Below are 15,636 nucleotides of genomic sequence, written 5' to 3'. Positions count from 1 at the left end.
GCTAAACTCCGAATGCTCGGACATGCATTTGGACTAGTATCATCATATGTATCCGGTACGAATTTATGACCTGCATTCGCGCAAGTTTGAATTGTAATTTCACAAAGACAACCTGCATACCCTGTGATGGCCTGACGCCCGGAAGCTTTCTCATCAAACATATGCAGATAGAATCCGCATTAGAACTTCAGAGTTTGAGCGTAAAAAAAATCCTCCTCGTGTTAATTTGAGGAAGATTTCTCTTAGGGAAATGGGCAAATAAAACTACTCATACTAGTCTTGCGGCTGCGGAACGGGCTGGCCGTTAACCCACAAATAAGGCAATGATTTGACCGGCACAAAGTAAGAAGAATGCACCAATAATAGCCGCAGATCCTTACTCATATCCTGTTCGTTTTCATTTTTATTGACAACCGTCATAATATCAAAAATATAATCAACGTATACTATACCAGCTTTATCCATGATGAACTCAAGCGGTTGGCCAGAATAGACACTGGTTAGAGTAATGGAGCCCGTTCCCGCCTTGTCTGCGTCGATGGTGTAGAGGCCGGGGTATAACTCTTTTGCTGCAGGCAGATTCCCTCCGTGAGCTGATTTATATCGGTTAATCTGACGCTGAACATCATTAACCTTCTGGAACGTGACCAGATCCATTACCTTTACGACTGGATTAGTTTCTTCGTCCAAAATAAGAAAATAAGCGCTGCCCCCCTTCTCGAAAGCGGTTGCAGGCAGTTCATCCAGATAACCTTTTTTATTGAGCTTATCCAGATCGATACGAAATTTCTCGTAACTAGGTGTTTCTTCATCCGCATTCAGAATCGGCAAGAGCCCCTCCTCCTGCTGATAATCATCGACAGCAGCCTGTATTCGTTTCACGCTTTCGCGGTAATTAACAGCCGATTGCTTCTGCTCTCCCGGATACAGGCAACCGGAGAGAGTTATGCTTAACAACAGCAACCCTATCAGTGTCCCGGTCATGGCTCGGACCCTATTTCCATACCTCAAATAAATCACTTAAACGGTCTCCCCTCTGTTAGATCCCACACCCTACCACAGCTCGTCATCTTCTCCACGGCGTGCTGCTTCAAGCTTACGGCGTACTGCAGCCTTAAGTGGGTCTTCGGGCACCTGAACAGTTACATCGTTCCACACGGCGGCCTGGCAGGCCAGACGCACGCCCTGCTCCAAAGCACTTCCGAGCTTGCGCCGCTCAATATCACCCGCTGGTCTTAATCCGGCTGCTTCATCCTTCGTGATCGTTACCTTGCACATGAGGCAGCCGGCCTTGCCGCCGCAGCGAGTGGTTATCGTTACACCTGCCTTGCGGGCCGCCTCCAGCAGTGATACCCCGTGATTGACCACAGCTTTACGGCCCCCCGGCTGAAATACAACAGTTAGTCCCTTTTGCGGTTTCATGATGTGGCATCCTTTCTGCATATGTTGTAATGGCTTACATGATTGAAGCCACTCCGCCTAGCAACCCGATTAACATAATAATAAAAGCAACTAGGGACAATACCCCTCTGAGCCAACCCTTAGTCTTGCTACGTGCAAAAGTAATCAAAAAAACAGACAGTCCCATAATCAGTATCGCGATCAGGGACAACCACATTTTTGTCATCGGATCCATAGCCTTGTGCTCCCCCATTCGGTTGCAATTTATTAGGCTTATTATATCATGAATTTTGACTAATTTTCTCTCTTGCATTTCAACAAGATGAAACGGCTTTGCCGTCCTTTATATGGACGGCACCCGTTTCTTCGAGAAATATAAGGATAAATTAATGCGTGAAAAATATAAATTCTGCCCTGAAAATAAAATTGCTCTAGAACACTAAAATTACGCATACGAAAACAAACCCCATGTTTTGTTTTTTTAATTTCGGCCGTCAGGCCGTTTGCTCACTCAGATTCACTTGGTATCCCAAGGATTCCAAACGTTTAATAGAACGGTTCATTACCATATCGTGGTTTCGTTGGTCGAAGTAGTCAAATCCTAGTTCCTTATATTCTTGTCTTCGCGTTAACAAGATGTATACAATCGCTAAAATGCTGTGTCCAACGGCCACGGCCGCTCTGTTTTTCCCTCGCCTGCCTGCGATTCGGTGATATTGCGCCGACAGGTAGGTGTTCTTTTTTCGTCCTGCGGCTCGCGCTGATTCTACGAGTGCACTTCGTAGTTTTTTGTTCCCTTTTCGGGTTTTGGCGGATCTCTTCTTCCCCGCACTTTCATCGTGACCTGGAGTCATCCCTGCCCAGGAACATAAATGTCCTGCACTAGGAAACCGTGTCATGTCTGTCCCAATTTCCGCCAGAATTTGCTCAGCGGTTCGCTTACCGACACCGGGGATGGTATCCAACAACTTCAGATCCTCAGCAAAAGGGCTCATTCGGCGCTCGATCTCTTCATCCAGTTCCGTGATTAACTCATTCAATTGGTCGATATGCGACAACTGTTTTTCCAGCATTAATAATTGATGGGGACCTAGGCTTCCCTCCAGTGCAAGTTTCAATTGCTCTTTCTTGGCCTTTAACTTCTTTTGCGCAAAGTCAGCCAGGATGGACGGATCACTTTCTCCTTGAATCATCGCTTCCAGCATGTTTCGTCCAGACACGCCTAGCACATTAGACGCTACCGACGAAAGTTTGATATTGCCGCCTTCTAGTACCTTTTGCAGCCGGTTCACTTCACGCGTGCGTTCTTCAATGATACTTCGGCGATAACGGATAATTTCCCGAAGTTCTCGTTGATCCCGATTCGGAATGTAGCTGCCTTGCACCAACCCATGCCGGAGTAATTTCGCTATCCATTCTGCATCTTTCACGTCCGTTTTGCGTCCTGGCACGGCTTTGATATGCTGGGCGTTTACGACCAGTGGCTCAAGGTCTTCCATTTCTAGCAGATTATAAATGGGTTTCCAGTAATCTCCGGTACTCTCCATCGCGACATGGGTGCACCGTTCGCTTTTGATCCAATCTACCAGATCAATCAGCCGACGAGTCAATGTTTCAAAACTCCGAATCTCCTTTCCTTTCGAGGTGATGATACATGCTGTGATACTCTTCTTGTGCACATCCAATCCACAGCAACGTTCAATGAGTATTTCCACGGTTTGCGTCTCCTGCCTGCTGGCGGTAATTAAGGCTGGTGCAAAGACCAATGCTAAGGTTATTCTGCCCTGCGTGCTTCCCCGTAGGGAGCAACAATCTGTGATGCACCGGGTCGTTGGGGTCCGTCTTATATGCGGGTTCGTGACACCAAGAATTTCCGACCTACCTTCGCCAGCCCAGTAACCAGTATAGACAATATTTTCATTCCTCAGTGATGCCGCGCAGCGGCATGGGTGTCTTATATTTTAAAAAAAGAGCAAAAGAGCTGGAATCTGTGCGACCCCAGCTCCTTTGCTCTTTGCTCAGCAAGAAATAAACTATTTTTTTAGCATCATTTTCATTAAAGACTCCATTGTGCCTGAACTCGCGCCGCCTTTTTTGACGGCATTGATAATCTCCTGCACTGTAGCTTCACTGACTGGCACTTTCGCCATTGATGACACCTGCTTGATTAACTGGCGGAGCTGGGCTTCATTCTGCGTGGTACCTGGCTTAACTGTACTGGCCAGCTTTTTGATGGCACCTTCCGAAATGTTCTTGCCCGCCTTTTTATTAATGGCGTTCAATGCATCCTTGGAAAAATCTCTGCTCACTATTCATCCCTCCTCCGTCAATCCCCAATAACAACATATGAGAATTTCCGGTAAAAGGTGAACGTGATCAGGAATGCCACTGCTCCCATGTTTCCTGGGAGATGGACTCCATCTCAGTCTTTCGGTCACGGCCCATCAGGGCTTCTACCGCATTTCTTGGAGTTCGACCTTTAAAGAGTACATGATAGATTTGATCCGTTATCGGCATCTGGACGCCTAACTTAACCGAGATGGCATAGGCCGCTTCAGTCGTGCGAATCCCTTCTACAACCATCCCCATAGATTCCAGTACCTCTGGCAACGGTTTACCTTGTCCAAGCATGGAGCCTGCACGCCAATTACGGCTGTGCTTGCTGGTCGCTGTTACCACAAGGTCACCAATCCCTGCAAGTCCTGAGAAGGTCAGTGGGTTTGCGCCCAGTTCAACGCCAACCCGAGATATCTCAGCCAATCCACGCGTAAGTAACGCCGCTTTGGCATTGTCTCCGTAGCCGAGGCCGTCAGAAAGACCTGCGCCGAGAGCGATTATATTCTTGAGTGCTCCAGCCAGCTCAACACCAACCTGATCACGGTTCGTATAGACACGGAAATCATTATTGATGAACAATTCCTGCGCTGCAGCGGCAAGTTTATCTTCAGGCGAGGCCACCACAACTGTTGTTGGACACAGGCGTACTACCTCCTCAGCATGACTAGGCCCGGAGAGTACAACCACCTGTGCTTCTGTACAGCCGAGCTCCTCTGATATTACCGTTGACATCCGTTTCATGCTCTCAGTCTCAAAGCCCTTCGTGGCGTGGACACATAACATATCTTTCTTCCAGAATGGCTTCAGGCTGCGTGCTACCTGTCGCATGGCGGAAGAAGGGGCTACAATCACTACAGCTTTGGAACCTGAGACAGCCGCCTCCATATCGGTGGTGCCAATAATGTTGGCGGGTAGAGTAATCCCTGGCAAATATTGATTATTGGTGTGTGTTGCATTGATCTCGGCAGCCTGATTCGAGTTGCGTGTCCACAGATAAACTTCCGAGTGGTTAGCAGCCAGCACACTGGCCAGCGCTGTTCCCCAGCTTCCCGCGACCAGCACGGTGACTTTATCAGACAACGCGATTCCCCCCTTTAACTTTGGAGCCAATCTTGTTCTCACGACCCTCGACGATCTTCATGATGTTAGTCCGGTGCCTCCAGAAGGCAAAAGCCGCGATAATGATGCTGGTCCAGAGTACCGGCTGCGTAAAACCGATCACTAGCAAGAAGATCGGTGTCAACGCAACAAAAATAAGCGAGCCTAGCGATACATAACGGGTTACGAAAATAGCCAGAATGGCGATGACACCAGCAAGCAGCGCAGGCCATAAGCATAGCGTGGTCAACACGCCGATCGTAGTAGCGATGCCTTTACCGCCGCGAAAATGAAAGTAAAGCGGCCAATTATGACCCATAATAGCGGCGATTCCGCATAAAGCGGCAACCCATGTTCCCCAGCCGCCGACCCACGTTCCAAGCCAAATAGCCACGACTCCCTTCAATACATCCAGAACCAGCACCATGATTGCGGGTCCTTTTCCCAGAACCCGCAGTGTATTGGTAGCTCCTGCATTGCCGCTTCCGTACTGACGGATATCAATTCCTTTCAGAAACTTGGCAAACAACACACTGAAGCTGATAGAGCCTAGCAAATAGCTTGCAACGATAACCAGAAGTTCAAGCGCCACACTTCTTCTCCCCTAACTTTCGTTTTCGGATTTACGCCGCGTAAAGAGTCGGATCGGCGTTCCTTCAAAATTAAATGCTGCGCGGATTTTGTTCTCCAAATAACGTTCATAGGAGAAATGCATCAGCGATGGATCGTTAACGAATACCACAATGGTTGGTGGTTTAGTCGCAACCTGTGTTACATAGTTAATACGCAAGCGCCGTCCCTTATCTGTAGGTGGAGGATTGATGGCGATTGCATCGGACACAACGTCATTAACCAAATGAGTGGTAATCCGCAGAGCATGCTGCTGAGAAACGTGCTGTACAACCGGGAGCAGCTTTTGCAGGCGTTGTTTCGTTAGAGCCGACAAAAAGACAATCGGTGCGTAACTCATGAACAAGAAGTGATCACGAATCTTAGTTTCAAAATTCTGCATCGTCTTATCATCTTTTTCAAGAATGGCATCCCATTTATTAACAACAAAAATAGACGCCTTGCCCGCCTCATGCGCGTAACCGGCAATATGCTTGTCCTGGTCGATAATGCCTTCTTCGCCATTAATAAGCACTAGCACTACATCGGCGCGTTCAATCGCCCGCATAGCCCGCATAACACTGTATTTTTCAACATTTTCATATACTTTTCCTTTTTTGCGCATACCCGCAGTATCGATAAGGACATAACGTTGACCATCCCGTTCAAAAGGAGTATCAATTGCATCGCGCGTAGTGCCAGCAATTTCACTAACGATTACTCGTTCTTCCCCCAAAATGGCGTTCACAAGTGACGATTTACCTACATTCGGACGGCCGATTAAAGCCACACGAATAATATCATCATCATATTCAATATCCTCTTTCTCTGGCAGACGCTCGACAACTGCATCCAGCATATCGCCAAGTCCAGTGCCATGGCTTCCGGAAATACCAAATGGTTCGCCAAAACCAAGGCTGTAGAACTCATAAATATCATCTGAACGTTTCATATTATCCACTTTATTAATAGCAAGCACGATCGGCTTACCTGAACGGAACAGCATCTGTGCCACTTCTTCATCTGCATTCGTCAGTCCACTCTTCGCGTCGCACATAAATACGATGACATCTGCTTCTTCAATCGCCAATTCTGCCTGAGCTCGGATCGATTTAAGAATAGCGTCTTCACCGTCAATTTCAATACCTCCAGTATCAATTACACTGAAAGACTTGCCGTTCCAGTCTGAAATACCATATATCCGGTCACGTGTAATTCCCGGCTTATCCTCTACAATGGCCATTCTTTCGCCGATTAGCCGATTGAAAATAGTCGATTTTCCGACGTTAGGCCTCCCAACAATTGCCACAACGGGTCTTGCCATATCCATTCCTCCTGTCTTCCTTACGTTAATCATCATAGCAAAAAACAATATAATTGGCTAACGCATATAATTAGCCATTATAAGCAGATAAATGAAACCTATACTTTATTCATACTGTAAAAACACAATCGGCGAACCCCCGTATCGAGGGTTCGCCGATTACTTTACCCGGTATGCTTTAAGGGATTAGTTGTTACCCTTAAATTTATCGAGCTTATCTCCGAAACGTTCAGCAAGTGTAAAGCTAAGGCCTTCGTTGCTAAGCGAAACATTCGGATTGTTAAGGACTTCTTTAGGTCCTCTGTCTCTGCTGCTGTTGTTGCTGCGTTCAGGTCTAGCTGAAGGAGCTGGAGCTTCTTCAGTTTCTTTGATGCTCAGGCTAACGCGTTTTTCAGATGGATTGAAGTCCAAGACTTTCACTTGTACTTCTTGTCCTTCTTTCAACACTTCATGTGGAGTGCCGATGTGCTTGTGGGAGATTTGGGAAATATGAACCAGACCTTCTACGCCAGGAAGCAGTTCTACGAACGCTCCGAAGTTCACAAGACGTTTAACTTCACCTGTTACTACATCGCCGATGTTGATTTGGCCAGCAGCCGAATCCCAAGGACCAGGAGCAGCAGCTTTGATACTAAGGCTGATTTTTCCCTTTTCAGGATCTACCTTAAGTACTTTGACGCGTACTACATCGCCTTCGGATACAACATCAGAAGGTTTCTCAACGTGGTTCCAAGCAATTTCAGATACATGCACTAGACCATCAACTCCGCCAACATCAACAAATGCGCCGAATTGGGTTAGACGTTGTACAGTACCTTCAATGATTTGGCCTTCAGTTAATTCAGCCATAATCTTCAGCTTGTTGGCTTCGAACTCCTCTTCAAGTACTTCTTTAGCAGAAAGAATTACTTTACTGTTCTCACGGTCGAGTTCTTTCACCTTAACACGCAATGTACGGCCTTTGTAATCGCTGAAATCTTCTACAAAGTGACGTTCAACCATGGAAGCGGGAATAAATCCGCGCGCGCCAACATCAGCTACGAGGCCGCCTTTAACAACGTCAGCCACAGTAACTTCGAAAGCTTCTTGGGAAGCAAAATACTTCTCAAGGTCTTCCCATGATTTTTCGCTGTCAACAGCACGTTTGGAAAGTACAAGGCTTTCCTTATTGTCGTTGATGCTAACCACTTTACATTCTACTTCTTGTCCAACTTCTACCGCTGCAGCAGCATTGTCCAATTGAACGGAAGACAATTCGCGAATCGGAATTACGCCGTCGTATTTATATCCAATGCTTACGTAAGCTTGGTTATCTTCGATTTTGACGATTATTCCTTTCACGGTATCGCCTTTTTTCAGAGTCATGATTTCCAAGTCCTCTTGATTAGTAATCTCTTCTTCGTTACCTGCAACAACTTCTTCTACAGCTCCGTTGCTTTCTTCTGTCACAGCGGATTCCACAGTTTCCGTCGCTTCTACGGTTTCGTTATTTTCAACGTTATCCGCAGCTTCCTGATTTCTAATTTCTTCAGACATGTGATTACCCTCCTCGATTCAAAACCCCATTTATTTAAACCCGCGTAGAGCAGAGTTCAAAACATTCATCACTTTTTAGAATACCACTTAAACCATAAGATAGTATGTTCCAAAAAATAGCGGCTATGCCGTTATTTAGTTCAAAGTCACAGTAGCATTTGCGTTTACGTTCAAACCTTAATTAGCACTCGGCTTGCCGGTCTTTACCATCTCGTGGATGCGTCCCATAATCACATCGGTTACAGCCTCCAGAGAGTCGCTTCCCGCTCCGTCGAATGAACTGAGATCAATGGGAGCCCCATAAATTACAGTCATTCGACGAAAGAGCTTATAATGACCCACAATAGCAGCAGGCACTACAGCTGCACCACTTCGCAGGGCAAAACTTGCTGCGCCCTTCTTGGCAACGCCAGCATCAGAATTACGTGTTCCTTCCGGAAAGATGCCCATGACATTACCGCCACGAAGTGTTTTAAGGGCCGTTTTAATGGATTCCTTGCTTACGCCACCACGCTTTACAGGAAAAGCTCCCACCTTCTTGATGATCCAGCCAAGCACAGGAATCTTAAAAAGTTCCGCTTTGGCCATATACTTCACCTGACGATCCAGCTTAATTCCAATAGTAATGGGATCAAGCAGGCTGATGTGGTTGGCGCAGAGCAATACTCCGCCTTCTTTGGGCATATTCTCTTTCCCCACGATCTTAAGAGGGAAGATAATAGCATAAATCAAGCGCAGCAATCCTCGGCAAATTACATAAATCATAAATGATTTCTCTCCCCGTCAACATGAGATCTACATTGGGATACAATGGCTTCTACAACTTGATCGATATCCATTAATGTCGTGTCAAGAAGGATGGCATCCTCTGCACGGCGCAACGGTGAAATCTCCCGTCCTTCATCAAGACGGTCCCGCCGAGCAATATCTTGTTCAAGCTGCTGCAGCGTCACTTGTTCCGCATCACTCATTTCGTTAAAACGGCGGAGAGCCCGCTCCTCCACGCTTGCCGTCATGAATATCTTCACTTCGGCATCCGGCAGCACGGTCGTACCGATATCGCGGCCGTCCATTACAACGCCTTTGCGTAGCGCCATCTGGCGTTGCAAATGACTAAGTCTGGATCTTACACCCTCGATCTTCGAATACTGCGATACTAGACCGCTGACCTTATGGCTGCGAATATGCGGGGTTACGTCTTCCCCATTAATTAGCACCTTCTGCACATCTTTCTCCGGAATTAACTCAATCACCATATCGCGTACCATTTGGTCCACTATATCATGATTTTCCGGTGCTATGTCCTCACGGATCATATACCAGGTTATAGCCCGGTACATAGCTCCCGTATCGACATAAATATAAGACAACTTCTGTGCTACCAATCGGGCTACAGTGCTCTTGCCTGCCCCGGCAGGTCCGTCGATGGCGACGTTAATTTTGTCGTAAGTATGTGTACCCTGCCTATCCAACGGGGCATTCCTCCTCAAACACTCTTTCATAAAGAAGAAACGGCTTAACTCGTCCTTTTATAAGGACGGCGTCCATTTCTCGTGAAAATATTAGCAAAGTATGGCGAAACATGTATACTTACTAATATTTTAAGAAAAACGCCTATCGACGTATCTCAAGGGAGTCTGACCGCATAAATGCGGTAGTTTGTTCATGCAATATCAGGAGGCACACTCAAGTTTGTTATGCTTACTAATATTATCAAGAAAAAAGCAGGCATTGCCTGCGACTTATAAAATTATACCACAGTTTGTACGTCAGTGCAAAATCGCATAGACTGTAAGATATGCAAAAAAACATTACCGGTTGCGAAAATCGAACTGTCGCTCGAAGCAATAGCGGATAATTTTTTGGCGTTCTGTATCCGAAATAGCAGCAAATTTCAGCATCGCCAAATTTCGCCCATTCTCCAATTTCTTGATCCGGACAATTTCACCTTCAAAATACACATGCTCTAAACTTCCGTTCCGATAGGTCACCAGCAGCCAGCAGAACAGTTTACCGCCTAGGTCTAGCTTCACTTTGGTATCGCTGAGAAATGAGGTTCCCCCACCTCCTATATCATCTGTTCGCACTAGAAAACGGCTGCCGTTGTGATCCTTCACCGCAAGCTCAAGCTCAGCACTTACACGAAAGAAGCTTCGTCTCTGGATCTTGAAAATAGAATCCTCATTTGGCTTTCGCACCTTGACCATACGGATTACATCTTCTCTAAACCCAACTACATGCGTATTAAAAAAATTTTTAACTCCACCCTCTGTAATAAAATAAATGGAAAGCTCGTCCCCTATAAACAGCTTTTTAAGCCGCCCATTGCCCTCCTGCATCGGAATTTCGATCAGGAATGCTTCATCTTCCGTCTCTGCAATTCTCGATTTATATTCAATTTCAGCTTCAGCAGCATCACTGGAAGCTACCTGAATGTATAAATAATCGTTGATTTTCGGATACAAACGTGTCACCGCCACATGAGTTAGTAATATGTCTAATGATGATTATAGCATGGCGGTTTATAACCCGGGTGAGAAATATTATTAGTTGCTCAAACAACAAAAAAGGGCAGCAGCCGGTTTAGCGGATGTGCCCTGCACTATTCTGAAAACCTCAACTGAAGTTTGAGATTTTATTTATCCTGAGCCCCTGATGAAGTTCTGATTTCTTCTACGGATTCTTCGTTTCCATCGGCTGAATTTAGATAAATCCGATACTGCGATCCATTGATTTTGCCGCCAAACTCATAGGTCAGCAGCTCGACAGAATCTTCATTCTCAATCCAGGCCAGCCGGTTATATAACTCCTTGAAATCTGGATTCAGCATTTTCCTGGCTTCTGCCAGGGAAAGTTTCGGCTTAGGAATGATCCTCTTCACCTGATGCTCATTAACATAATCACTGGCTTGAAATCCGGTAGCCTCACCGGTATCCAACCCCACGCGAACCGTCAATTTCTCCGGATAGATCAATACACCATCATGGCTTGTAACGAAGGTTAAATTGCCCATATTGTCGTATCGGTCAGCACTCACTGCTGTCATGTTTGGAAAGCCCTTTTGCTTTAGAAACTGTTCTGATTTGCTGACAGCATTTTTCATGGATATTTTGGCTGGACCCACTTCACGATTATCGTTGTAAGAAATCAGCAATCCGCCTTTAGTTGTAAAATCCATACTGATTGACTTCTTATTATTCGAAGCTTTGACTGTAGCTGTAAAAGAGGTCCATTCTGTGCCTTTTCCATTCTCCTTAACATCTACTTTGGCATTGGAACCTAAACCGGCAAATTTAATTGCCTTGCGTTTGATGTCTTCCGCGGTTACCGGAGTGCCCCCCAGCTTTTTGACTGAACGCTTATCATAGATACTGGCTACAGAAGGTCCCCAATCTAGCTCTGGGTATGCTGACACTCGTTTATCGACTGTCTTGAAGCCATCAATAATCGTATTGTCCTCCGCTTTGTTTTCCGTCGCTAGAGCCGTTTCGACATCCATCCAACGCAACCGATTGCTGATGACTTTGTTCTGTACTTCTTGCAGATCCTTGGAAATTTCTCCTGAATTCGTATACAGTGCTTTCAAATTCCCCAATTCGGCTTCAGTGAGCGGTTTCTTGGTAAAATCGCGGACCGCTGCTTTGTAGGAAAAGTTTGAGATTTTGGAGAGAAATTCTTCCGTCTTACTAAATGGCAGCAGGGTGAGTGGCAGTTGATTAATCTCATTCTGTGCCTCACTGGTCAACCGCCACACATTGACTAGACCCTTCCGGTGCATCCCGTTTGAGGTAGTGTTAACAGCCAACGTGTTACCAAGTTCTCCATGAAGTCGTTCCACGTGATAGGAAAGATCATGAAAGGCACGCTGGTATTGGTTCTCCGCCTTAATTAGAATTGAATTTTTCTCCTGATTCTCCTGATATCCCCATACTAGCGCTCCCAACAGCAGCAACGCAGTGAGCGGAAACATTACAGCACTTAATCTTTTGTACATAGGGGTACAAGACTCCTTTCGGTAGCTGATTGCCGTTAGTTTGACAATAACTGTGAAGTCTTATACACCCATTTGCAATCATACCCGCTCTTCAATCTCGAAACCGGTGTTATTGCTGCACAAACATTGTTTAAAACCTGTTTCAATGATCCCTTGCTCCTTACTGCCTCTTAATATGTAGCTCTCACCGCACTGCTTGCAAACAATACGTACTTTAACACGCAAAAAAAAGACACCTCGCTCCTCCCTGGAATTCCTCGCTTACGGAACTACCCTTCAGAAATAAGTGTGTCCATCTTTATTATAGCTTAACCTCTTCCTCACGCTTCAGGAAGCGGAAAGGAGAACGGCTATTCGCGCGTGCCACTTTACCCATGCCTCCGTACCACAAAAAGGCCATTAAAGGTACAATAAACCAGATCCAGTAATTGGCTGTTGTACTCAGAATAAAGTCGTATATCCCATGCCACATTAAGGGCAACAGTAATGAGATCAGCAAAATTCCCTTCGTCTTGGCTCCCTTGGAAAATTTGGCTCTCCCCATATGATAGCCCATAATTACTCCAAACATGGCATGTCCTGAAACAGGAAGCAGTGCCCTCATAAACATGGAGGCTACGGAGGCATGACTATACCAAGCGTACATTACATTCTCTATTGTTGCGAAGCCTAGCGAAATCGCTACGGCATATAGTATCCCATCATATGGCTCGTCAAATTCGGTATGATTATAAATCATATGATACAGCACAAACCATTTCAGACATTCTTCTACTCCGGAGGATATGAGAAAGGAATCTACATAAGGCCCACCATGCAAGCCCAGCACCAGACCTCTCTGAATAATCATTACGGGAAAAACAATCAGAAAGCCCAGCAGAAATACCTTGATGACCATGTGAAGTGGCTCTTGATCATACTTATCCTTCAGATAGAAAAAGGTCAGCAGAGCAAGTCCCGGCGCAACTGCTGACGAAATGACCGATAACAAAAGCACCGAATAACCTCCCCGTAAATAAAAGAAAAGGACTGATCAGCAACAACCACTCCTCAGCCCTTCCTTGCCCCTTATTCCTGACGCTTAAAATGAGTACACAATAGCTGAACAGCGTTCTCTGCCATAATTGTCTTTCCGTATTCGTCGAGTACAGACTCAGTAACCGGTGATGAATCCGCAAATTCGGCTAGAACAGCAACAAGACCTGACAACGCAGCCTCTTCAAATTCTTTTGGATCAAAGTAGAGATACCATTTATCATTATAAGAATACAGCTTTCCTTGGGTAGTAATATTACCGATGAGCACATGAGCCGCTTCAACTAGAACTTCAAAATCGCGGAATGCATACACAATGGAGTCGCTTTGTTCAAGGGTAACTTCCATTTCGTAAATCTCTTCAGGCAATTCTTCTTCCCCGGATGCACCGTACTGATGATGATCATATTTTCCCCGAGTCACTATAACGACCATGCCTTGCGCGGGCAAAGCGAAAACTTCCACAGCAAGCGGACCGGTAGCGTCAAAACCGAGTTCACTGTACGCTTGATCCATCATTTCCGTAAACAGGTCGTGTACCTTTGGAACTTCCTGCCACATGTCTTCTTTCTGGATGCCCCGCTCGCTCAGGTCGTCAAAAGTGAGGAAAATCCGTATCTTATCTTGACTTAATCGCTCTATTCTCATGACAGGATCCTCCTTTTGCAAGCTCATTTATTATAATGTATGATGAGTCCCGAGTAATGAGCCAAAAATGGTTACTATGTATGTATGTTATCATTTTGCTGCCACAAATGCACGTAAATAAATATTAAAAATAACCTATAACTGAACTTATACATTTTTTAAAAAAAGAATCATTTTGTGGACTAACGCATCCCCAAAATGATTCTGCTGGAGTCGTTTATGGTTACAAACCCGGTATAGCCGTATGGGTCTCTTTTAGAATCTGCTCTACTTCGTGTTTCACGTCGGGGTTGCTGCGTATAAAATCCTTCAGCATTTTCATATTGGATTCTTTAGATTTGGCTGAAGACTCGCCCTTATGTTCAGTATTACCGCTGTTCGGATCATTCTTACTTTCTCCTTGCGAATGGTTTGCTGAAGCAGCAGTGTTGCCAAAGCCCGTCAGCGCCATACCCAAAATTTTATCTTTCGCTTTTTCTGCGGAACCGTTCATGGAACCACTCGAATGACTAAGCGATGACAGCAAGGCATGCCGTTTTTTAGACATAATCATACTGGCAGCAGCACCCATCAGTACTCCGCATAAAAATGACGAAGTGTTCATATCTCTAACCTCCTTGTATGGTAAAATCATGACTAGTGTTCGCGGAAAGATTCCGACTCATACAAACAAATTATAAGAAAGTGAGATGAAAAAAGTGGGTAAAGGCACAGCAGCACTACTTGCGGCCACCTTTCTGCTGGCATCCTGTAGCAACAGCAGTGAAAGCAACAATGCAGTCAAGGAGTTAAACAATCAACCCACGGCAGCCGCTATCCAGGCATCAGCAACGCCATCAACACCTGACAAAATAGTAATTTCGGCAAGTCCGTCGCCTCAGCCGACCGCGATTGAAAAGTCCGATAGTGGAAGTTTAGCTACTCCAAATAATACAAATAAGGCATCAGACGGAACATCATCTACTGAAATTCCGATTTTGTACCATATGAATAAGAATTACGACATTATCCCTAATGAAGCTGGCACCAATAAGAAAATCATTCTGCTTACGTTCGATGATGGACCCAAAGATGCGGCGATGATCAATCCACTAATGGATATATTAGATAAGCATCATGCCAAAGCTATTTTCTTTGTGAATGGCTATCGGGTAAAAGAACATCCTGAACTTCTTGAGCTTATCCATTCACGCGGCGGAATTATCGGCAATCACAGCTGGGACCATATTGTACTGAAAGATCAGCCATACGCCAAGGTTAAACAACAGCTCGAAGATGTTCAGAAAATCGTTAAAAAAGTTATTGGCGAAGCACCACACTTTTTCCGACCTCCACATGGTGCAGGCGGTGATGTAGGTAAAAAAGTTGCCGCGGAGAACAGCTTACTGTATATGACCTGGTCCGTCGGTTCTCTAGACTGGGAAATGAAAGAAAAGGAAACCGGCAAGACCGATAAGCTGATTAAAAATGTAAGCAGTCAACTTCATTCCGGCAGTAATATTCTAATGCATGAGCTGCCATGGACGGTCGAAGGACTGGAAACTTTACTAACTACACTGGAAGGTAAGGGTTATAGCTTTGTAGATCCTCGTAGTATTGAACTGAAAATGCGCTGATCTGCCTACAGCATAAGTCATATCATATGTTTCAAAAA

The 15,636-nt window shown here is 45.4% G+C and carries 17 protein-coding genes; 1 reads left to right on the top strand and 16 read right to left on the bottom strand.

Annotation, left to right across the window (positions count from 1 at the left end):
• Positions 1–273 precede the first annotated feature (273 nt).
• From H1230_RS11385 to H1230_RS11310, 16 genes are all read right to left on the bottom strand, one after another.
• Positions 274–1,020 carry a DUF3939 domain-containing protein gene (locus tag H1230_RS11385; RefSeq protein ID WP_239715573.1) on the bottom strand — a complete coding sequence of 249 codons (747 nt, stop codon included), beginning with the start codon at positions 1,018–1,020 and terminating at the stop codon, positions 274–276.
• Positions 1,021–1,053: 33 nt separating this feature from the next.
• Entirely contained in the window at positions 1,054–1,422 is a 369-nt protein-coding gene (locus H1230_RS11380; RefSeq protein ID WP_239715572.1) for a 2Fe-2S iron-sulfur cluster-binding protein, read from the bottom strand.
• 34 nt (positions 1,423–1,456) lie between these two features.
• A complete protein-coding gene (locus H1230_RS11375; RefSeq protein WP_239715571.1) occupies positions 1,457–1,636 on the bottom strand; it encodes a DUF2768 family protein in 180 nt (59 codons plus the stop codon).
• A gap of 259 nt (positions 1,637–1,895) precedes the next feature.
• The gene (locus H1230_RS11370; RefSeq protein ID WP_239712073.1) at positions 1,896–3,116 is read right to left on the bottom strand and encodes an IS110 family RNA-guided transposase; all 1,221 of its coding nucleotides are present in this window, start codon (positions 3,114–3,116) and stop codon (positions 1,896–1,898) included.
• A 318-nt stretch (positions 3,117–3,434) separates the two neighbouring features.
• Positions 3,435–3,710 carry a stage VI sporulation protein F gene (locus tag H1230_RS11365; RefSeq protein WP_239715570.1) on the bottom strand — a complete coding sequence of 92 codons (276 nt, stop codon included), beginning with the start codon at positions 3,708–3,710 and terminating at the stop codon, positions 3,435–3,437.
• Positions 3,711–3,777: 67 nt separating this feature from the next.
• Positions 3,778–4,818 (bottom strand): NAD(P)H-dependent glycerol-3-phosphate dehydrogenase, encoded by a 1,041-nt coding sequence (locus H1230_RS11360; protein ID WP_239715569.1) that lies wholly within the window; start codon positions 4,816–4,818, stop codon positions 3,778–3,780.
• Positions 4,811–5,428, bottom strand: a complete 618-nt coding sequence (gene plsY / locus H1230_RS11355) for a glycerol-3-phosphate 1-O-acyltransferase PlsY (protein ID WP_239715568.1) — start codon at positions 5,426–5,428, stop codon at positions 4,811–4,813. Before plsY ends, H1230_RS11360 begins: the two co-directional genes overlap by 8 nt.
• Before the next feature lie 12 nt (positions 5,429–5,440).
• Positions 5,441–6,769 carry a ribosome biogenesis GTPase Der gene (der, locus tag H1230_RS11350; protein ID WP_154118434.1) on the bottom strand — a complete coding sequence of 443 codons (1,329 nt, stop codon included), beginning with the start codon at positions 6,767–6,769 and terminating at the stop codon, positions 5,441–5,443.
• 186 nt (positions 6,770–6,955) lie between these two features.
• Entirely contained in the window at positions 6,956–8,305 is a 1,350-nt protein-coding gene (gene rpsA, locus H1230_RS11345) for a 30S ribosomal protein S1 (protein ID WP_275591198.1), read from the bottom strand.
• A 177-nt stretch (positions 8,306–8,482) separates the two neighbouring features.
• Positions 8,483–9,070: a lysophospholipid acyltransferase family protein gene (locus tag H1230_RS11340; protein ID WP_239715567.1), complete on the bottom strand. Its 588-nt coding sequence runs from the start codon at positions 9,068–9,070 to the stop codon at positions 8,483–8,485.
• The gene (cmk, locus tag H1230_RS11335) at positions 9,067–9,777 is read right to left on the bottom strand and encodes a (d)CMP kinase (protein ID WP_481857133.1); all 711 of its coding nucleotides are present in this window, start codon (positions 9,775–9,777) and stop codon (positions 9,067–9,069) included. The genes H1230_RS11340 and cmk overlap by 4 nt, the downstream gene beginning before the upstream one ends.
• 339 nt (positions 9,778–10,116) lie before the next feature.
• Complete coding sequence (locus H1230_RS11330) at positions 10,117–10,770, bottom strand: flagellar brake protein (RefSeq protein ID WP_239715565.1); 654 nt, start codon at positions 10,768–10,770, stop codon at positions 10,117–10,119.
• A gap of 170 nt (positions 10,771–10,940) precedes the next feature.
• Positions 10,941–12,299: a germination protein YpeB gene (gene ypeB / locus H1230_RS11325; protein WP_239715564.1), complete on the bottom strand. Its 1,359-nt coding sequence runs from the start codon at positions 12,297–12,299 to the stop codon at positions 10,941–10,943.
• 301 nt (positions 12,300–12,600) lie between these two features.
• Positions 12,601–13,296, bottom strand: coding sequence for a glutamic-type intramembrane protease PrsW (prsW, locus tag H1230_RS11320; protein ID WP_239715563.1), 696 nt, complete (start codon positions 13,294–13,296; stop codon positions 12,601–12,603).
• Between the two features lie 71 nt (positions 13,297–13,367).
• Positions 13,368–13,982, bottom strand: a complete 615-nt coding sequence (locus H1230_RS11315) for a genetic competence negative regulator (protein WP_154118438.1) — start codon at positions 13,980–13,982, stop codon at positions 13,368–13,370.
• A 223-nt stretch (positions 13,983–14,205) separates the two neighbouring features.
• Positions 14,206–14,586, bottom strand: coding sequence for a hypothetical protein (locus H1230_RS11310; RefSeq protein ID WP_239715562.1), 381 nt, complete (start codon positions 14,584–14,586; stop codon positions 14,206–14,208).
• Between the two features lie 85 nt (positions 14,587–14,671).
• Here H1230_RS11310 and H1230_RS11305 point away from each other — a divergent pair, with 85 nt between their 5' ends.
• Positions 14,672–15,598, top strand: a complete 927-nt coding sequence (locus tag H1230_RS11305; protein WP_481857132.1) for a polysaccharide deacetylase family protein — start codon at positions 14,672–14,674, stop codon at positions 15,596–15,598.
• Positions 15,599–15,636 lie beyond the last annotated feature (38 nt).

Origin of the sequence: Paenibacillus sp. 19GGS1-52 (genome assembly GCF_022369515.1) — a bacterium.
Lineage (GTDB): Bacteria > Bacillota > Bacilli > Paenibacillales > Paenibacillaceae > Paenibacillus_AQ.
This window is presented reverse-complemented; position numbering and strand designations above follow the sequence as displayed.